At 52.7% G+C, this 18,435-nt stretch carries 16 protein-coding genes; 3 read left to right on the top strand and 13 right to left on the bottom strand.

Annotated elements, in window-relative coordinates; genetic code table 11:
- Nucleotides 1-273: 273 nt before the first annotated feature.
- The 5 genes from ilvN to ACK8P7_RS07055 form a co-directional block, all read right to left on the bottom strand.
- Nucleotides 274-798 (bottom strand): acetolactate synthase small subunit, encoded by a 525-nt coding sequence (gene ilvN, locus ACK8P7_RS07075; protein ID WP_410043520.1) that lies wholly within the window; start codon nt 796-798, stop codon nt 274-276.
- Nucleotides 795-2,483, bottom strand: coding sequence for a biosynthetic-type acetolactate synthase large subunit (gene ilvB / locus ACK8P7_RS07070; protein ID WP_410043519.1), 1,689 nt, complete (start codon nt 2,481-2,483; stop codon nt 795-797). Before ilvB ends, ilvN begins: the two co-directional genes overlap by 4 nt.
- Nucleotides 2,484-2,495: 12 nt before the next feature.
- The gene (locus ACK8P7_RS07065; RefSeq protein WP_410043518.1) at nt 2,496-3,326 is read right to left on the bottom strand and encodes an ATP-binding protein; all 831 of its coding nucleotides are present in this window, start codon (nt 3,324-3,326) and stop codon (nt 2,496-2,498) included.
- Nucleotides 3,327-3,447: 121 nt separating this feature from the next.
- Nucleotides 3,448-3,804: an ACT domain-containing protein gene (locus ACK8P7_RS07060; protein ID WP_410043517.1), complete on the bottom strand. Its 357-nt coding sequence runs from the start codon at nt 3,802-3,804 to the stop codon at nt 3,448-3,450.
- A 30-nt stretch (nt 3,805-3,834) separates the two neighbouring features.
- Nucleotides 3,835-4,653 carry a threonine/serine dehydratase gene (locus tag ACK8P7_RS07055; RefSeq protein ID WP_410043516.1) on the bottom strand — a complete coding sequence of 273 codons (819 nt, stop codon included), beginning with the start codon at nt 4,651-4,653 and terminating at the stop codon, nt 3,835-3,837.
- Between the two features lie 773 nt (nt 4,654-5,426).
- On the opposite strand from ACK8P7_RS07055, the gene ACK8P7_RS07050 reads away from it, so the two are divergent.
- Nucleotides 5,427-6,767 carry an MATE family efflux transporter gene (locus ACK8P7_RS07050; protein ID WP_410043515.1) on the top strand — a complete coding sequence of 447 codons (1,341 nt, stop codon included), beginning with the start codon at nt 5,427-5,429 and terminating at the stop codon, nt 6,765-6,767.
- Nucleotides 6,768-6,903: 136 nt separating this feature from the next.
- Nucleotides 6,904-7,527, top strand: a complete 624-nt coding sequence (locus ACK8P7_RS07045; RefSeq protein ID WP_410043514.1) for a flavin reductase — start codon at nt 6,904-6,906, stop codon at nt 7,525-7,527.
- Nucleotides 7,528-7,537: 10 nt separating this feature from the next.
- On the opposite strand, the gene ACK8P7_RS07040 is transcribed toward ACK8P7_RS07045, so the two are convergent.
- Nucleotides 7,538-7,804 (bottom strand): helix-turn-helix domain-containing protein, encoded by a 267-nt coding sequence (locus ACK8P7_RS07040; protein WP_410043513.1) that lies wholly within the window; start codon nt 7,802-7,804, stop codon nt 7,538-7,540.
- 234 nt (nt 7,805-8,038) lie between these two features.
- Nucleotides 8,039-9,742, bottom strand: coding sequence for an AAA family ATPase (locus ACK8P7_RS07035; protein ID WP_410043512.1), 1,704 nt, complete (start codon nt 9,740-9,742; stop codon nt 8,039-8,041).
- A gap of 267 nt (nt 9,743-10,009) precedes the next feature.
- On the opposite strand from ACK8P7_RS07035, the gene ACK8P7_RS07030 reads away from it, so the two are divergent.
- Nucleotides 10,010-10,417 carry a hypothetical protein gene (locus tag ACK8P7_RS07030; protein ID WP_410043511.1) on the top strand — a complete coding sequence of 136 codons (408 nt, stop codon included), beginning with the start codon at nt 10,010-10,012 and terminating at the stop codon, nt 10,415-10,417.
- Nucleotides 10,418-10,667: 250 nt separating this feature from the next.
- On the opposite strand, the gene ACK8P7_RS07025 is transcribed toward ACK8P7_RS07030, so the two are convergent.
- The 6 genes from ACK8P7_RS07025 to ACK8P7_RS07000 form a co-directional block, all read right to left on the bottom strand.
- Nucleotides 10,668-10,883, bottom strand: a complete 216-nt coding sequence (locus tag ACK8P7_RS07025; protein ID WP_410043510.1) for a DUF3791 domain-containing protein — start codon at nt 10,881-10,883, stop codon at nt 10,668-10,670.
- On the bottom strand, nt 10,880-11,350 hold the full coding sequence (locus tag ACK8P7_RS07020; RefSeq protein WP_410043509.1) for a DUF3990 domain-containing protein: 471 nt from the start codon (nt 11,348-11,350) through the stop codon (nt 10,880-10,882). Before ACK8P7_RS07020 ends, ACK8P7_RS07025 begins: the two co-directional genes overlap by 4 nt.
- The gene (locus ACK8P7_RS07015) at nt 11,347-11,586 is read right to left on the bottom strand and encodes a DUF3791 domain-containing protein (protein WP_410043508.1); all 240 of its coding nucleotides are present in this window, start codon (nt 11,584-11,586) and stop codon (nt 11,347-11,349) included. Before ACK8P7_RS07015 ends, ACK8P7_RS07020 begins: the two co-directional genes overlap by 4 nt.
- Before the next feature lie 300 nt (nt 11,587-11,886).
- Complete coding sequence (locus ACK8P7_RS07010; RefSeq protein ID WP_410043507.1) at nt 11,887-12,675, bottom strand: metallophosphatase; 789 nt, start codon at nt 12,673-12,675, stop codon at nt 11,887-11,889.
- A 143-nt stretch (nt 12,676-12,818) separates the two neighbouring features.
- Nucleotides 12,819-14,873, bottom strand: a complete 2,055-nt coding sequence (locus ACK8P7_RS07005) for a hypothetical protein (RefSeq protein ID WP_410043506.1) — start codon at nt 14,871-14,873, stop codon at nt 12,819-12,821.
- Nucleotides 14,873-18,367 carry a hypothetical protein gene (locus ACK8P7_RS07000; protein ID WP_410043505.1) on the bottom strand — a complete coding sequence of 1,165 codons (3,495 nt, stop codon included), beginning with the start codon at nt 18,365-18,367 and terminating at the stop codon, nt 14,873-14,875. Before ACK8P7_RS07000 ends, ACK8P7_RS07005 begins: the two co-directional genes overlap by 1 nt.
- Nucleotides 18,368-18,435 lie beyond the last annotated feature (68 nt).

The raw sequence follows: 18,435 nt of genomic DNA, 5'->3' as shown, positions 1-18,435 counted from the left end.
ACAGTTTTTATTCATAAAAGCCATCGACTCCGCGCCCTAAACTCGGGCTGATGAAGCCCGACTTTAGCCCCTTCGGGGAGCAGAGCACAGCTCTGCTGGAGGTCGTTCCGGAGTTTGCTTGATGCAAACTCCTACACTTTCGCTGAAAAGCCGCGAAGACTGCTTTTACTGACGTATTTTCGGCCAATGCCTCCGACCGCTTCGATCATCGTCCGGCCTTTCATCCCCGGCTCCAGCGCTTCTGCGCCTCGAGCCGGCTCATCGATGCACTTCTTAATTTTCTTCGTCCCCGAAGATGTGATCCGTGCCGCGCTCGAGTGCGGTGATGCCGGTCCGGCACATCTCGAGCACCTCGTAGTTCCGCATCATGTTGAGGAAGCCCTCGACCTTCTCCGGCTTACCGGTGAGCTCCATGACGAGGCTGTCCGGGGAGAGGTCGATGATCTTCGCCTTATAGACCCCGGCGATGTCGCGGAGACTCGGCAGATTATCCTTATCTGCGCGGACCTTGATGAGCAGGAGCTCCCGCTGCACACTCGCCGTCGCAAGCTCGTACACCTCGCGCACATCCTCGAGCCGCCGCGTCTGGAGGAGCAGCTGCTTCAGCTTCTGCTCGTCGACGTGGACCGTGATCGTGATCCGCGCGATGCCCGGATCCATGGTCTCCGAGGTCGTGATGCTGTCGATGTTGAAGCTCCGGCGGTTAAACATATTCGAGATTCTCGCCAGCACACCGTAGCGGTTCACCGCCAGGATGCTGATGACCCTGCGGGGATACTTATACTGATGCTCCATCATACCTGCCCCCTTTCGTCGTCCGTCATGGTGATATCCTGCACCGTGCCTCCCGGCGGAATCATCGGCAGCACCTTCTCATCCTTATCGATACGGCACTCGATCCAGCTCGGGCCTTCGTTGGTCAATGCTTCTGCCAGGGCTGCACGGAACTCCGCCATGGTTTCACAGCGGTAGCCCTTCGCGCCGAAACCCTCGGCGAGCTTTACATAATCGGTCTTCCGCTCCGGATCCGTGCTCGAGTAGCGCTTGCCGTAGAAGGCTGTCTGCCACTGGCGCACCATCCCGAGCACCTGGTTGTTAAAGATGATCGTGATGATCGGAAGCTCGTAGCTCACCGCCGTACACGCCTCGTTCAGATTCATATGGAAGGAACCGTCCCCCGTGAAGTGGATCACGCGATGCCCGTTTCCAAGTGCCACCTGCGCACCGATCGCCGCACCGTAGCCGTAGCCCATGGTGCCGAGACCGCCACTCGTCAGGAAGCCGCGTGGCTTCGTGTGAAGCACGTACTGTGCCGCCCACATCTGATGCTGACCGACATCGGTGACGTAGGTCGTATCCGGACCGGTCATCTCGCAGGTCTCGCGGATGATCTGGTGCGGCTTCAGGACGGTCTCGCTGTCCTTCGGCTGGTAGTCGGCCGCCTGCCATTCCGCGATCTGGGCGAACCAGTCCGGATGCTCGGCTGCATGGACCAGCGGAAGCAGCGCCTGCAGCACCACGGCCGCATCGCCGACCACCGAAGCGTCGACGAGGACGTTCTTATCCACCTCACTGGCATCGATATCGATCTGCACGATCTTTGCACCAGCCGCGAACTTCTCCGGGTTCAGTGCGACACGATCCGAGAAACGGGCACCGATCGCCAGCACGAGGTCTGCCTGGTCGACCGCCTTGTTCGCGGTGTAGGTGCCATGCATACCGATCAGGCCGAGGTTCCGCTTGTCCCCGTAGTTGAGGACACCCGCGGCCATCAGCGTATAGGTCGCCGGCATGTCCGCCTTCGCGATAAGATCGCGCAGTGCCTGACAGCTCGCCTCGCTGACCGCGACACCGCCACCGAAGTAGACCACCGGACGCGTCGCCTGGTTGATGAGCTCCGCAGCCCGGGCGAGATCCTCAGCATCGACCTCGGTATTCACCGGAATCTCCGCCGGCTTCTTCGGCGTAAACTCACAGCTCGCCGCCGTGATGTCCTTCGGGATATCCACGAGCACCGGTCCCTTACGCCCACTCTGCGAGATGCGGAACGCCTCCCGCATCGTATCCGCGAGATCCTCGACCCGACGCACAGTGTAGTTGTGCTTCGTGATCGGCATCGTGATTCCCTCGATATACGCCTCCTGGAAGGCATCGCGCCCTAAGACCGCGGTGCCGACATTGCCCGTAAAGGCGACCATCGGCACGTTGTCCATGTAGGCCGTCGCGATACCGGTGACGAGGTTCGTCGCACCCGGACCGCTGGTTGCCAGCACGACCCCCGTCTTTCCGGTCGCCCGTGCGTAGCCGTCCGCCGCGTGGCTCGCGCCCTGCTCGTGCGCCGTCATGATGTGGTGGATGCGATCCTGGTTACGGTACAGCTCATCGTAGAGGTTCAGCACCGCACCACCTGGATAACCGAACAGTGTATCGACGCCCTGCTCCACCAGCACTTCTACAAATATCTGAGAGCCATTTAAAATCATGACTTTTCCTCCCTAATTTAAAACACCTGCCTTACACAGCTCGATAAACTGCTTCGCGACACGCGGGCTTCGTCCGCCGGCGCGGATCGCGAAGGCCTCCGCCCGTACGATCAGCTTCTCCGGATCGTCCTCCACGCCGTACTGTGCGGCGAGGTCCATGACGATCTGCACGAAGCGGCTCTTGTCCGGCTGCCCGAAGGTCACCGTGAGGCCGAAGCGTGCCGCGAGGCTCATCAGCTCCTGACGCGTATCGCTTTCGTGAATGTCGCTGCCCTGCCGGTCCTCGAGCGTCTCCTTGATGAGATGCCGCCGGTTGCTCGTCGCGTAAACCGCGATGTTGCCGGCGCGGCCACCGACACTTCCCTCGAGGATGGCCTTCAGTGCGGCGAAGTTATCGTCGTTCGTCGTGAAGCTGAGGTCATCGATAAACAGGATGAACTTCAGCGGGTTCGCCGCGAGCTGATCCATGAGATCCGGGATCTGGTAGAGCTGGTTCTTCTTCACCTCGACGAGGCGCAGGCCCCGTGCCGCATACTCGTTCGCGATCGCCTTGATGGCACTCGACTTGCCGGTGCCCGCATCGCCGTACAGCAGCACATTGTTCGCCGGACGTCCATCCAGCAGCGCCTCTGTGTTCGCGATGACCTTCTCGCGCTCCTTCTCGTAGCCCGGCAGCTCGGACAGCCGGTGCTCGAACGCCGCACAGGCCGTGGCGAAGGCATCGCCGTCGTCCAGCTCCGCGCTCGCCAGCATCCGCTGAAACGCCGCGATCACCGGATCCTGCAGCAGCTCACGGAACACCACGAGACTGCACAGTCGCTGATTCATATAATGCAGATTCATCCTTCTCCACTCCCTTCTCTTATTTCCATGAAGGGCTGTGCCGGGAGGATCCCTCTGCTGCTGCCCTTCGCTGAGCTTCTTATGTATCGTGACGATGTCCCGTCGGAAGCATTGGCCCCGATCAGGCGCGCTCCGTGACGAGGCGGAAGCCGGCCTGCGTGAGGGCCGCACGGATCTCCTCGATCTGCTGCCGGTCACGGGTCTCGAGGCCGAGCTTCAGGAAGCAGCTGGAGATCGCCATGTTCGTGTCGCCGCGGTCATGATGCACGGAAACGACATTGGCACCGCACTTCGAGACGATCTCGCTGACCTGCTGGAGCTGGCCCGGCTTATCCTCGAGCGCGATCATCAGGTTCGCGTTGCGGCCGCTCATGACGAGGCCGCGGGTGATCACGCGGGACAGGATGTTCACGTCGATGTTGCCGCCACTGATGAGACACACGACCTTCTTGCCCTGGATCGGGAGCTTTCCGAACATCGCGGCAGCGACCGACACGGCACCGGCACCCTAGGCGATCAGCTTCTGATTCTCGATCAGTGCGAGGATCGCAGCGGCGGTCTCATCCTCGCTGACGGTCACGACGTCGTCCACGTACTTCTCGACCATCTGGAAGGTGGTCTCACCTGGATTCTTCACGGCAATACCATCCGCAAAGGTCGAGACGCTGTCGAGGGACTCCCACTGATGATCGCGGTAAGCATTGAACATGCTCGGCGCACCGGCCGCCTGCACACCATAGACCTTGCACTCCGGACGGAGGCTCTTGATCGCGAAGGCGACACCGGAGATCAGTCCGCCGCCACCGATCGGCACGATCACCGCGTCCACATCCTCGAGCTGGTCGAGGATCTCAAGGCCGATCGTGCCCTGGCCCGCGATGACCGCATCGTCGTCGTACGGATGGATGAAGGTCATGCCCGTCTCCTTCTGGAGCTCGACGGCCTTGTCATGGGCATCGTCGTAGGTGCCCTTCACGAGGCAGACCTCTGCGCCGAGACGCTTCGTGCTCTCGACCTTCATGATCGGCGCACCATCCGGCATACAGACGACGCTCTTGATCCTCATCTTCGTCGCTGCGAGCGCGACACCCTGCGCGTGGTTACCGGCGCTGCAGGCCACGATACCGTGACTGCGCTCCTCCTCGCTCAGCTGACTGATCTTATAGTAGGCACCGCGTACCTTGAAGCTGCCGGTTACCTGCAGGTTCTCGGTTTTCAGATGGACCTGCGCGTCCGGCACGAGCCGAGGCGCCGCGATGAGGTCCGTCTTCCGCGCCACATCCTTTAAAACGAAGCTTGCATGATAGATTTTATCCAGTGTCACCATAGTATGTGCCTGCCTTTCTCTGAAAGTACTGAAAGCGTCATCGCTTTTCTGTGTTGCATCGGTGGAGCTCCGTCGATGCTGATCGGGCTCGATCGCCGATCAGCTTCGCTGCCGCGGCCGCTTCGGGCTCGATCGACTGGGCGTCGCCAGCGCCACCGATGCTCTGTTTCGAAATCTGTGGGGGATGCGCTTCCTCCGCTTCCGGGAGAAAGTTAAAAGAAAAGCCTCCGCCCCCCACAAAGTCCATAGACCCTGTAAGAGACAAAAGCTGTTACGATTTACCTTCCGCGGTACCACTCTTTTTGCTGTCTCTGATAGACAACCCCTTCGTGCAGACCCAACAGTCCGCTGGCCCTGATAACGGTGCCTGCCGTCCGCACCTACTTTACTATCCTACGGCACCCTATCGGGCCCTTTTCGGCACGGCTGCTCGCAAGGGGATAAACATCCGGTACACCGCACTGCCTCGCACCAGCCGGCAGCTCTCTGAGCGGGTAGACCGAAGGCCGATTGGCCTTGCTACAACGCATTTTTAAACTAAATTTGTGTATATGATAAAGTACAACGTCACGATTAGTAGAGGCTAACCTTCGTGGATGAGTATCATATAAATTCATAGGACGTATTCACGGAGGGGTATGCGGTTTCAGTTTTTGCACCGTAAGCTTCGTCATAAAAAGATATAATCTTTTCCCGATAGCAGACATAAGCTCTCGACCTTATCGTATTTTCGTGTATACTAGCTCAGAGTACATATATAAGGAATAAATACTATGAATGGTAATTTAACGAAGGGTCCGATCATGAAAACGCTGGTGAAGCTCGCGCTTCCGATCATGGCGTCGTCGTTCATCAGCACCCTGTACAACATCACGGATATGGCCTGGATCGGCATGCTCGGCTCGAAGGCGGTCGCCGGCGTCGGTGTCGGCGGCATGTTCACCTGGCTCTCCCAGGGCCTCGCCTCCATGGCGCGCATGGGCGGTCAGGTCCATGTGGCTCAATGCTTAGGACGCGGCGATCATGACCGCGCACATCGTTACGCGCAGACCGCCGTACAGCTGTCCACGTTGATGGGCCTCCTCTATGCGCTCGTCTGCGTCGCCTTCGTGCACCCGCTCGTGAACTTCTTCCAGCTGAGTGACGCCGAGTCCTACGCCGCCGCGATCTCCTACACCCGCATCGCCTGCGGCTTCGTGGTCTTCTCCTTCCTGAGCCTGACCCTCACCGGCCTCTATACCGCCCAGGGTGACTCGAAGACCCCGTTCATCGCGAACCTTATCGGCCTCGTCATCAACATGGTGCTCGATCCGGTGCTGATCCTCGGCCCGGGCCCGTTCCCGCGTCTCGGCGTCACCGGTGCCGCCATCGCGACCGTCACCGCCCAGGCCATCGTCATGCTGATCATGATCCTCGGCGTCCTCCGCGGCCACCAGGAAAACATCCTGAAGGGCACCCGTCTCCTCGCCCGGATGCCGCTCAGCATCCTCGAGGGCATCTTCCAGATCGGCGTCCCGACCGCCCTCCAGAGCATGGCCTACTGCGCGATCTCCATGGTCCTCACCCGCATGGTCTCCGGCTACGGTGCAGAAGCCGTCGCTACCCAGCGTGTCGGCGGACAGATCGAGTCCATCTCCTGGAACACAGCAGACGGCTTCGCCGCCGCGCTCAATGCCTTCGTCGCCCAGAATTATGGCGCTGCGAAGCATGACCGGATCCGGAAGGGCTACCTCATCTCCCTCCTCACTGTCGGACTCTGGGGTCTGCTCGTCACCGCAATCTTCATCTGCTTCCCGGGACCGCTCGCCGGCGTCTTCTTCCACGAACCGAAGGCCATCGTCACCGCGATCAGCTACCTCATCATCATCGGCTTCGGTGAAGCCTTCATGTGCGTCGAGCTCACCACCGTCGGTGCCCTCTCCGGCCTCGGAAAGACACGCCTGTGCAGCATCCTGAGCATCACCTTCACCGGCGCCCGCATCCCACTCGCGATCATCCTGAGCCGCCCGCTCGGCCTCGACGGCATCTGGTGGGCCCTCACCAGCACCTCCATCGTGAAAGGCATCCTCTTCACCGGCACCTTCCTGTGGATCACACGGAATAATCAATACTAAACACAGCATCCCCTCCGTATAGCGCGATTGACAGCATCCGAAAAATGTCTATACTTATTATTAGGAACACTTCTTAATAGCAAGTATAGTGTACGTGATTCATTTTCGTTGATTCTATGAAAAAGGAGGAAGTCTGATGGATAAGAAGGCGATGTATAAGCTAAGTTATGGTTTGTTTGTGCTGACCGCACGTGACGGTGAGAAGGATAACGGCTGCATTATCAACACGGCGATTCAGGCGGCATCGGAGCCGAATCAGCTGAGCATCTGCGTGAATAAGGCAAACTATACACATGATATGATCGAACGGACCGGGAAGTTCACCGTATCCGTGCTGAGTGAGCAGGCAGATTTCGAACTCTTCAAGCACTTCGGTTTCCAGTCTGGTCGTGATGTCGATAAGTTCGTGGATTTCACTGACTGCGCACGTGGCGCGGATGGTCTTTTCTACATTACGAAGGGGACCAATGCCTACATATCCGTCTCCGTCGCTAAGACCGTCGACCTCGGTTCACACACGATGTTCATCGGCGAAATCACCGATATGGCGGTGCTGAGTGATACGCCATCCACGACCTACGAGTACTATCAGAATCACATCAAGCCGAAGCCACAGGCGGTCGGAAAGACCGACGAGGGGCAGACGGTATGGCGCTGTCGCATCTGTGGATATGAGTACGTCGGCGAAGAGATTCCGGATGATTTCATCTGCCCGATCTGCAAGCACCCGGCCTCAGATTTCGAAAAAATCGTGAAGTAGGCATATCGACTCACGCCGCCCGTGCCCCATATAAAACAACAACCTCCTCGTCTACGACGAGGAGGTTATCAATGCTGGTATGCAACAGTCTGCTTAAAATCACGAAGTTATCGATGCTCGGCAGCGACTTTCCCGAAAGCCACTTGTAGATCGCCTGCGGATTGTTAAAGCCCATCAGGCGCTGCACATCCCGCACGGTATACCCACTCGCATCGAGCAGCTTCTTGATCTTCTTTCCGGTCTTCTCAGGTTCAATCGACAAATAGATCGGTTCCATCACTTCACCTCCGTAATCGATCTGAAATCTGCCTTTTGCAGACTCCTCCACTCACTGCCCTTTTTAAATCAGTTTACCATTATAAGGCAGATTCACAGAAAATGCACTAAACTTCTGGTTGAAAGATCGTGGGCCAATGTCTCTGCCACCGCCCTAAACTCGAGCTTAGAAGGCTCGAGTTTAGCTCTTCGGGAGCAGAGCATAGCTCTGCTGGATATCGTTCCGGAGTCTGCCTTATGCAGACTCCGCCACCACGCGGCACCGCTTCCTGCAGAACGCGATCCCGTAAAGTGTGATATCACTTCGTCCATCATTCAGCAGAAACTCCTGATAACGACGGTCCCGGATCTGCGCAAGTGCGCGTTGACACGCCTGCTCCATCGCGCTGAAATCCTTCACATATTTCAGATCCATGATGATGCCGACATCCGGATTTTCTGTCTCCACGATGATATCCGCGAAACCATCACCCGCCTCACGATTTGACTTCACCAGCCAGTCCGCATTCCCGGCAAGTATCCCCACCAGCAGATTGTGGTACGCACTTTCCTTCTCGCCATCCACCGCCTTCGTGTCAAACACACTGATGGAATTACTCAGCAAACGATTCAGATAAGCTTCCATCTCGCTCGTGTCGCCGCCCTCGATGGCTTTCCAGAATGCCGTCAGCTGCTCTGTGTTACTGAATACCGCATTTTTAAACCACTCCTGAATCTGAAAACGGAACACCTCACGAATCTCATGATTCGGAATCACGAGTTTATAGTTTCCCGCTTCCGTCCTGCCCGCCTGCGTCAGATACCCGGTCGTAAAGAGCACGCTCCACAGATTCTCTATACTGCGATCGATCTCATCATAGGTCAGATCCAGACGCAGCTGCTTCTCGATGGCCTCTCCGGCGATCAGACGCTCGATCTCGTCCCGCGTGGTTTTATTCGCCTTCGCAACGAAACGTTTTACGAGATCATTGCCACTGGTATTGATCCAGTATGCCTCCGGGCGCGCATCGATGTCATCCAGGCTACGATCCACATGGTTGATCACATCCCACGGACAGTACACATCCACGTTACCGAAGCGATAGCCGTCGTACCACTCCTTCGTCTCCGCATACTTCGATTCCAGATGATAATCCGCAAGCAGCTTCCGCACTTCCGCATCCGTAAACCCGAACTGCTCATCGAAACGCGTATCCGTAATCGACAGAATCTTAAAATTATTCAGTCCGGTGAAAATGCTCTCCTTCGAAACACGAAGACAGCCCGTCAGCACCGCGAACTCCAGCGCGTCATTCGTTTTCAATGCTTTTCCAAACAGCGTACGCATGAGCGCCACCATCTCCCGATAGTAGCCATGCTGGAATGCCTTATCGAGCGGCACATCGTACTCATCGATTAAGATGAGCACTTTCTGCTGGTAATGCTTATACAGCAGCTCCGAAAGCGCCTGCAGCGAGCCATACAGCACATCCTCCGCCATGACATACATACCGTCCTGCACCTGTGTCAATGCTGCATAAATCTTCTGATCATCCCCATCGAGCTGCGGACTGCTCTCCAGCGCACGGTGTCTCCGCGCCTCCTTCGCAATCAGCTCTACCAGCTGATATCTCGCGCTCTCAAAGCTGAGTCCCTCCACATTTTTCAGGGACAAAAAGATCACCGGATACTTCCCGAGGTGCGCCGAAACCAGCGCCTGCTTCCCCGCGATATACAGCCCATCGAAAAGGGATGCATCCGTCCCGATCTCAAAAAAGTACCGCAACATACTCATGTTCAGCGTCTTACCGAATCTCCGTGGACGCGTGAAAATACGCACTTCCCCGGAATCATTCAGAAGCTGCTCTATGAATCTGGTCTTATCAATGTAGTAATAAGCTTTCGTACGGATTTCTTCAAAGTTCTCGATTCCGATCGGCAGCTTTAAAACCTCGTTCATGTCATCCCCCTCCATGCATAACGTCTTTAGAACTATCCGGCATTTCACTTATAGTATCCGGCACTATTTTTACTATATCCGGCACTTTAACGGCAGTTTCCCGACGATTTTCTCAAATTGGCCAAACAATGTTTTGCCCATTCTTCATCCTCAAAACAAAGCGACGGATGCCCTTCGTTATACCAATCGTTTAATTCAAAGGCTATATTACGATGTATAATTATCTCCATCATGAATCGATAAACCCTACTCCGAAGGAGGCTTCCAATGCAGACATATGACAGCTACCTGGAGCGCGTTTTCGCGCTTTCATTTATGGATGCGGCTCGCATTTTCGCCACGATCAAAAAACAAATCGAAAACGATGAAGATATGACCGATTTATACCACGATCTTCTTTCACGCTCAATCGAATACGCTGCCGTACGGGCGGAATGGCAGATGATGACCACGGAAGAAAAAGGAGCGATCGACAGCAGGCGTTCCGAAATCCATAATGCCGTCATCCGGGAATTCGACATCCTGGCCCACAACCTCGAAAGGCTCGGACACGACACCAGCTGGCGTGACGAGCTCGGTGACCTCGAAAAAAATCCAGACTACCGGAAACGCATCGGAGATATGGCCTGCTACCTCGTATTGTTCGAAGGGCTGAACGCACGAACCGGGAATTGACCACACAGGGGAGTCTGCGCGAGCAGTCTCCCCTCATTTTGACCATCTGCGATGGAATCAACTTATGAAAGCAGTTCTGGTCATGAAGCAAGTTACCAGCAAGTTAAATCAGGCACTTCCTGCTCTACTGATCTTTCGAAAAAGCGCATGAAAACGTGCTTCTTTTTAAGCGCCTTTCGAAAGATCAAACACAAAAGCAAATTACCGGCAAGTTACTTCCCCAGGCTTGACTCAAATGTCCCACAGATGATCACATAGTCTTCTCCGCATATTCCTGTCCCAGTTCCTCTGCCAGATATGCGTCGCTCATGCAATGCATATCTGAAACGCCGTCATGAATCAGCTGATAAACCTGGGAATGATAAAAGAAATCCAACCCCGCATCCAGCGAAAGCCCCTGCTGTTTGGCAAAGCACTCAATGACACGACTATATTTTTTCTGAAGCAAAATTGAATTTGCTGTCATAGTTTTTCACTCCCTTCAAAATGCAGCAGCGACAGTGCCTTATCTGTGCGGAAACAGATTTGCAGGTTCGGTTTTTCATACCGCAGGCGGTTGATTGCTTCCGTCTTATCAATCAATCCGTCAAAGAACAGCTCCACAGTATTAAATACCTTATCATTGGCAACACCACCTACAACAAGATCATAATCTGTCAAATCTTTTCCGCTACGGCAGTTCAGGATAAAATCCAGCCATTCTTCGGAATAAGAATCGAACTTCAACGTTTTCAGTTCGACTTCCCGTTTTTCATCGTACTCATATCGAGAGATAATGCCGTCTTTACCACGACGCTTGAACTTGCTACACCACTTCGCCGCCTGTTCATACAGAGGCGTGGCATAGAATCCACACCCGAAGTCTACATTAAGGCGAGAATGAACTAAATCCGGTTTTTTAATTTCCACAAAAGAACCATGATAGATTATCATACTGTCACGCCCCTTTCTTTCATCACATCCAGGAGGTCGTCAACGATGTATTCACGGCTCTGCGTATGCAGTACTTCATATTCCGGCACGATGTAACCGTTCAAAATATCACTCTGTTCAGTAAATGCCTTATAAACACGCTCTGCATTCACACCCAGCTTCGCCGCTACATTTTCAATGCAAAATACAGCGAATTCCAGCTCACTGGCATTTTTGATTTTTTCATCTGTCATCATGCGTAAGCCCTCCTTTATCAGGCACTTCAAATGCTCTTTAACCGGCAGTACTTTCTCATACTTCACTTGCAAAAGTCTGCTTCCTTTTTTACTTTATGTCGCCTATTATACCATATCCGGGTATAAATCCATCTCAGATACGAGAACGAGAAGAATCCCGACTCCGAAAGCGCATCGGAGACATGGCCTGCTACCTCGTACTGTTTGAAAGCCTGAACGCACGAACCGGGAATTGACCAATATCAGAGAGCCTGCAACTGCAGGCTCTCTGCGTACTTTTTTCACTTGTTTTTTCTTTCGTCACTCCACCTGCAGGATCGAATAATATATCGCCGTCTCCCTGTCATTTATTCTTCGATCCTCATGATGGTGTCCGAAGAACCATTCCCGGTACGTCACCGTCTGTCTGAGCTCTTCAAAATATTTATTTAAAGGGTCTGCGGTGATCCCGCTTCCCAGCAGGACGAGATCCGAAATCGGTCCATCATGCGATACGATAAAATCCACCTGCATGTTATGCTTCTTGAGATTTTCAAGTCCGGCATCCATTTCGTCCTGCGTCGGCATCTCTTCCCTCCACCAGTTCTGGTTTTCGATTCTCGCGGATGAGTAATAATTTCTAACCATTTTTAGCTTTCCATAAAGGTGTGGATCATCCTTCTGTAGAATTCCGGCAGTGTAATCCTTCTCTAACTCCTCTTCGCTTGCGAGCCCGGCGATATCATGTGATCGCGCACCACCGAAAGCAAACACTGAAGTTCCGTTAAGATCGAAAATCTCTCCCCGCATCAGGTGGATGATGTGTTCTCGTACGACGTGCACATTTCCTCCATGCCAGGAACGGACCGGCAGTGCATTTAAGCGATCGAAATTTTCGTGGTTTCCATCAACGAATAAGGTTGTAAAGCTCCTATCATTCAACCAGTCAAGCCGATCGTTTTCCTCTTTGCTTTCTTTCAGCGACCAAAGCATTCCGAAATCTCCACAGATGATCACATGGTCCTCTCGTGTCATTTCGTTCTGCACAGGAAATTCATCTACTGAAAATCGGTCGGGATCTCCATGGATATCCCCGGTAATAAAAATCATAAAATCCCCTCTGTCATAAAAACCAGTTTCACTATAAAAGATGGTGTCAGCATATGAACTTGCTTGATTACTAATTCACGTCATTGATCAGGAATACCATATGTAAATATTCGGTGAAATCACATTTTGTGACATCACCGTAGTCACACGTCCATCTTTATCCCTTCCCTCAGATACTTAAACGGGAACGGTATCACTGTCAGCTGACCATAGCGTACGAACTCCACGCCCATCAACGGAAGCAGTTCCTCAAATATCAGGTCCGAACCGCCCACCGCCTCGATTTCACGGATGACAGCAGCTCTCTCCAGCTTCTGCTTCATCCCGCTTCCGATATCGCCGACACAATAGATCGCATGCGTGTCATCGATCTCAGAATAATTGATATCGACCACGCCGTGCAGATACTGCTCGCGCGCTCCCTGACTCCTCAGATATGCCTTCAGCAGTACGCCGGTATCTTCGTAGAGGCCTTCCGAGATCTTCTGCTTCAGCGAGCGGCTTCGGATCTGCCCGAGGATTTCCTTCTTTCCGTAGGATTCCTCTTCGTCGATCATCCCGATGAGCTCCTCCAGATTCTGCCGGTCCTGATCCGACAGCTTCGTGTTTTGAATCCCTCTGCATACGCTCAGCAGGCCAATGCCTCCGACCTCATCTCTTGCCGCCTCTCGTTTCAGGATGTCACCGACACGTTCGAATTCCGGCACACTATACAGTGCTGTTTTCCGGATCAGATTTCGTGCTCCATCTGCATTCTGAACCACTCCCATCACGTTTACATCATCGAAGTAATCCATGAGCTCATCGAACGCTGAGTAATTAAATAGGTTCCGCTCCATCCCGGAGATTTCGAAGCCACCATTCGGATGAATCGTCATAAACCAGTAGGTAGCCTCTGCCTTTAGATCATTCTTTTTTACGCTCTCTTTCTTTATCCCGAAAATCCAGTCTCCGGTAAATCCGAACGCCGGCCAGTCGACGAGGGAAATTTTCCCGTTCATCACATCATTTTTGATCACCATCTCCTTCAGCACATTCATAACGGCTGCATCTGCATGATAATCAAAGTTCTCCACCGTGATATGCTGAACCACGGCACCATTCGTAGAAACGGTATGCGGATCTGCTGCGGACAGTTCCTCATAGTGAGGTCGATCGTAGATGTAGCAGATATTGTAACAACGGGAACTGATTCTCTTCCCCACTGTCACCTCCACACCCGTAAGCATCTCCCGGAGCTTTTCTGCGATATCCCCAAGATACGCCTCCGAGGTCGATGACTGTACCTCATCCACGAGCCGGATTCTTTTCTCCCGTACGCTCTTCCCGATTACATCCTTAAAGGAGTCTAAATCCGCCTTTCTGAGAGGCAGCGTTTTCGTGATCGGATAAGTCTGAAAGTCGAGACGGACATATTCCGAAAGTTCCTTTTCTATGCAGCCATACAGATCATATAGAACACCGATCTTCGACATCTGAAACTCATCCCACGATGCGAAGTTCAGGAATCCGACCTGTGCGCGCTCATCCTTCAGCGGCTTCATGATGAAATTCCCGTCCGCATTGTGCTCCTGCTCACCTGCTCTTTTTAACATCTGGTGATGATTTGCGAAGCGGTATTGCGGGAAATCCCGGAACTGGCGCTTTTTATCCTTGAAGTCCATCTTTCCACGCAGGCGGATCGAGCTCATCTGATGGGCACGCAACGAGCACGCCATATCCTCGTTCACATGCACCTCTACACAGGTCAGACCCCAGTTGAAATCATCCTTATCGCGATTGATCCATTCCGGACGATAACATAAGAGTTTCCCTGTCAGGTTATTAAAACGCAGCATCGGATGTGAAGGATTATTGAGTCCATTCAGTAGAAGCTGCAGCAGGATATGCGGCTTCACCTCCTCTGCTCTGACTTCCCGGAGCGACAGCGTATCGCCCTCCTCATACGAACGAAGCATTGCGATCAGGCTGTTTTTCGTCACACTGCCTCCCGTCGTCAGGATATAAAATGTCTTTCCGCTTTCGTATGCAATCGCACGAACATCCGGCTTCTCCTCGCAGTCGAGGAACGCCGCCCCGGATGGGATGTACTGCTCCGAAGTCGACACCATGAAAATATCATAGTCTTTGTTCAGATGGTCATAGCAAAACGCAGGCACCAGTTTATTACTACGTATCGTATTTTGAACCGTATTCATCACCTCAGATATCCTTTCTTCACAATTTCTGCAATGATTTCCTCTGCCAGCGCCTGCTTTTTCCCGTCGAACAGATACGGGATTTCCACGATCCTGCCATCGTCGCTCGGCGTAATCAGATACTTCGTATCACTCATAATATTGATGATCACCGCCCGTCTGCCTCCGCATGCCGTCAGCTTCTCCATGATCTTCTCTTTTTCTGTGGATGCCATCTCTCTGTCTGTTTCTTTCCAGAACTTAAAGTCGAGGTATATTCCATCACCGGTCACCGCATCGAACTTCTCGAAAACCTTCTGATCACTGATTTCCTCCACCGTACAGCCGAGATACGTCTCCAGTATAAACTTCCCGACCACTTCACCGAGCGCACCCTTATAGATGTTATTAAACAGCGGCGGGGTCATGATATACTCGTTCTTCCGGAACTCTGTCGCATAGTGATTGTTCACGAAGTACTCTCGTAATCCCGGTATCTGTAAAAGCTCCTGCAGACGCGCCTCCTCCTGTGACACCTTCTGCGTCATGTCCATCCGAAATGATATTTCGATCTGCTTCTGATAATCTCCATGCTGTGTATAGGAGTAAGCATTCGCCGGTGCCGGCAGCCTGAAATACAGGTTCTGAAAATCCCGCATCTTCTCAAAGTCATCCGCACTGAGTGTCGGCCTCATCAGCAGCAGGCTTCGGAGTCCCTTCCAGTAGCGCATACTGTCCTCGTACCAGCCATGCGACAGAAACTGATGAATCAGCTGTGTCGTTTTCGCCGACACATTCGTCGCCAGATTCAGGAGCTTCTGCTCTTCATCCGTCTTAAATTCACTATGATACTCACGGCTTTTTTCGATGATTGCCCGAAATTCCGGATTCAGCAGTCGGTTTCCGATTCTCTGAAAATCATATTTGAGGAAGCACTCTTCATCCACCATGATATGGATCGTCTTATTTTTCTTCCCCGTCCGGCAGATCCGTCCTACCGCCTGAATCAGAACCTGCAGTGCATAATTATTGACGGACTCCGTTTGATAAAGTGCTCCTTTTCCATATATTCCTTTGCCGCTTCCGGCATAAACCTGAAATGCCTCCCGGATTCGCTTCATACCGTCTGTGCGGGCGATGTCTCCAACCTCCACCATAAACTCCACCTGATAAATAAACTTCATCAGATCCTGAATCTCGATTCCCGGTTCCACGTTCATCAGCAGATTCGTCGGCTTCTCCAGATAAATGCTGTCGAAATCTCTTTCCATCTCTCTACGGATATAGTCATTCACCGAAACCAGCTCCGCATCGTCCGGTGCTTCATACTGCATATTCTGTCCGGCCCCCAGTGTCCTGTACGAAGTGAGAACAAATCGCTTCTCACCACTCTTCAGCTCAGCCTGAATCCGTTTCTTCTCGGATTCAAAATTGTCTGTGCTCACCACGACGAAAAGCTTCTTTACATCGCACGCGATATGAAGCGCCTGTGCGAGGTACTTCGTTGCCTCCTGGATCAGCTCCAGGTTCAGTTTTCCGTAGTTGTTCTTCACGAGCTTGTTGCTGAAGCACAGGCAGGACCGCAGCGAAGCATCCGTCAGAAACGACTTTACGGCCTTCATGATTTTCAGAAAGATGGACTGATCAAAGGCATTCTGCGCTTTACTGTTCCTTAACTCCTCACAGATTTTCTCTGCAAGTTCAGAATCCTGAAACATCTCCTCGAATTCCTTCTGTACATCCTCGGCTGTGCCTGCCCCTCGGATGGCTTCCACCTCGATATTTACCTGATCATACTTCTCTGTGAAGTGCTCAAACTCCTCCTCCAGCCGATACGCATCCTCCTCCGGAAGCTCATAATACTGATCCCTGAGCGAGGTCTTCAGCCAGTTCAGATCATAGTTGCCGAGCACCGTCGGCAGTGTCGCCGTCGCAGATATGCCGATGACGCAGGCGTTCTCACAGATGGTTTTCATAATGCGTTCCGGAGATTCATTGAAATCATACAGATTGATCTCGGAATGCATGTTATGCGCCGGCTCATCCACGAAGTCATAGTAGCGGAATCCGGTCGCATAAACGGAACGGTCAAAGCGCGACAGTGACAGCTTCCCGTCCTCCGCCAGCTTGTACCGCCGGCTCATGTTCTGCCCGGAAAGAACCTGCTGCCGCAGATATCTGATTGCTTCACGAGAAAGGCGGAACTCACTCAAAACAGATCGAACCGCATCATCGTACGAATAATCGTCATCTCCCGGCTCGCGGATTTCATCCATATGGTACTTATAGTTCAGTGCCAGAAGCTTACAGCCGTATACATAGTAGTTGATACAGCCCTTGATCGATGAAAGCAGCGAAATCACGCTGTCCTTTTCGTCTTTCACCGCCTGATCCGTCAGCTGCAGCCAGTTCTGCCGCGCCTTCCCATCACGTATGATCTCGATCGCCGTATGTTTCCCTTCAAACACTGCATGGAACTGTAGGTCATTAAACAGGAAATTCCGTGCATTCTTTTCACCTGTATCCTGCATCCGATAGCTATACTGCAGATTGTACGTCTGATACGCATCGTCCATGATCTTTCTGAATCCATCCACGATGTCTTCCGGCTTTCTCGTCCCTCTGCTTTCCTCCCGACGTTTACGGTTGCTCTCCGACTCGATCGTCAGTGCCTCCGGAAACTGCTTCGTTTCAAGCGTAGACTGAATACGGTTAAACAGTGCCAGATAATCCACGCGCTCATTTACGCCCTGCCGGATAATCTGATCCAGCAGCCGTTCCTTCGTGGAATCGAACTCATCGATAAATACGATTCCTTTCCGGATGATTGGGTTATTATAAAATGTGTAGGTCGGCTCAATCAATGTAGAGTTCCCGAGAAAAAACTTATCAACCGACATAAAGAAAAGGCGTTTTTCCCGTGTCAGTGAAGCCGGATACAGCCCGGATATCCACTGAAACCTCGCATCATTTTCGATGAGCTTCAGCCGCGCCTTTGGAGAACGCGCACTCTCACGAAGCAGGCTCTCGATCTTACGCCTGAACGCCGGCTCCTGCTCCTTAGTGAAATTATCATAAACCGATGTATATGCTGTTTTCAGCGTATTCCTGTCTTTTGATTTTTCCTGGTAATTATACTTATTGATAAAGTCCGCACTGCCTGCTACTGCCTTATATTCATCCCAGTTCCTTACCTCAGATGGAATGGCTCTGCTGACATCACGATCCTTCAGCCCTGCCAGTAATGTATCTGCGTTGTTGTCAATCAGAATCGCCATACGCTCAAACTCATCCAGTCTGCCAGCTTCCTCGAAGCGCTTCCTCAGCGTCTCAAACGGAAGATTCTTCTTCATCGTCGTCAGAAAGAATATCTTTCGATCCCTGAACACATCCAGATCACAGTTCTTCAGGATAAACTCCTGAACCTTATATGTTTTTCCGAAACCTGTAGGTGACGCCAGCAGAAATAGTCCATTCTCTCTGCCTTTACAGAATTTCTCAATCACCTTATCCATCGCACGCCCTCCCTGCTACATTCAGGTCATCCATATACTAAATATTTTAAATACAAAAATCAGAGCTG

The sequence above is a fragment of the Oribacterium sp. P9 genome, from assembly GCF_046365365.1.
In the GTDB taxonomy this organism is placed as follows: domain Bacteria; phylum Bacillota; class Clostridia; order Lachnospirales; family Lachnospiraceae; genus Oribacterium.
Note: the sequence above shows the minus strand (reverse complement) of the source record. Positions and strands in the feature narration are given on the sequence as shown.

Coding starts and splice junctions, on each gene's coding strand:
- ACK8P7_RS07055 (WP_410043516.1), bottom strand. CDS start 4,653: ATGGTGACACTGGATAAAATCTATCATGCAAGCTTCGTTTTAAAGGAT.
- ACK8P7_RS07025 (WP_410043510.1), bottom strand. CDS start 10,883: ATGACAGCAAATTCAATTTTGCTTCAGAAAAAATATAGTCGTGTCATT.
- ilvB (WP_410043519.1), bottom strand. CDS start 2,483: ATGATTTTAAATGGCTCTCAGATATTTGTAGAAGTGCTGGTGGAGCAG.
- ACK8P7_RS07040 (WP_410043513.1), bottom strand. CDS start 7,804: ATGGAACCGATCTATTTGTCGATTGAACCTGAGAAGACCGGAAAGAAG.
- ACK8P7_RS07030 (WP_410043511.1), top strand. CDS start 10,010: ATGCAGACATATGACAGCTACCTGGAGCGCGTTTTCGCGCTTTCATTT.
- ACK8P7_RS07045 (WP_410043514.1), top strand. CDS start 6,904: ATGGATAAGAAGGCGATGTATAAGCTAAGTTATGGTTTGTTTGTGCTG.
- ilvN (WP_410043520.1), bottom strand. CDS start 798: ATGATGGAGCATCAGTATAAGTATCCCCGCAGGGTCATCAGCATCCTG.
- ACK8P7_RS07015 (WP_410043508.1), bottom strand. CDS start 11,586: ATGATGACAGATGAAAAAATCAAAAATGCCAGTGAGCTGGAATTCGCT.
- ACK8P7_RS07000 (WP_410043505.1), bottom strand. CDS start 18,367: ATGGATAAGGTGATTGAGAAATTCTGTAAAGGCAGAGAGAATGGACTA.
- ACK8P7_RS07035 (WP_410043512.1), bottom strand. CDS start 9,742: ATGAACGAGGTTTTAAAGCTGCCGATCGGAATCGAGAACTTTGAAGAA.
- ACK8P7_RS07005 (WP_410043506.1), bottom strand. CDS start 14,873: ATGAATACGGTTCAAAATACGATACGTAGTAATAAACTGGTGCCTGCG.
- ACK8P7_RS07050 (WP_410043515.1), top strand. CDS start 5,427: ATGAATGGTAATTTAACGAAGGGTCCGATCATGAAAACGCTGGTGAAG.
- ACK8P7_RS07010 (WP_410043507.1), bottom strand. CDS start 12,675: ATGATTTTTATTACCGGGGATATCCATGGAGATCCCGACCGATTTTCA.
- ACK8P7_RS07020 (WP_410043509.1), bottom strand. CDS start 11,350: ATGATAATCTATCATGGTTCTTTTGTGGAAATTAAAAAACCGGATTTA.
- ACK8P7_RS07065 (WP_410043518.1), bottom strand. CDS start 3,326: ATGAATCTGCATTATATGAATCAGCGACTGTGCAGTCTCGTGGTGTTC.
- ACK8P7_RS07060 (WP_410043517.1), bottom strand. CDS start 3,804: ATGTTCGGAAAGCTCCCGATCCAGGGCAAGAAGGTCGTGTGTCTCATC.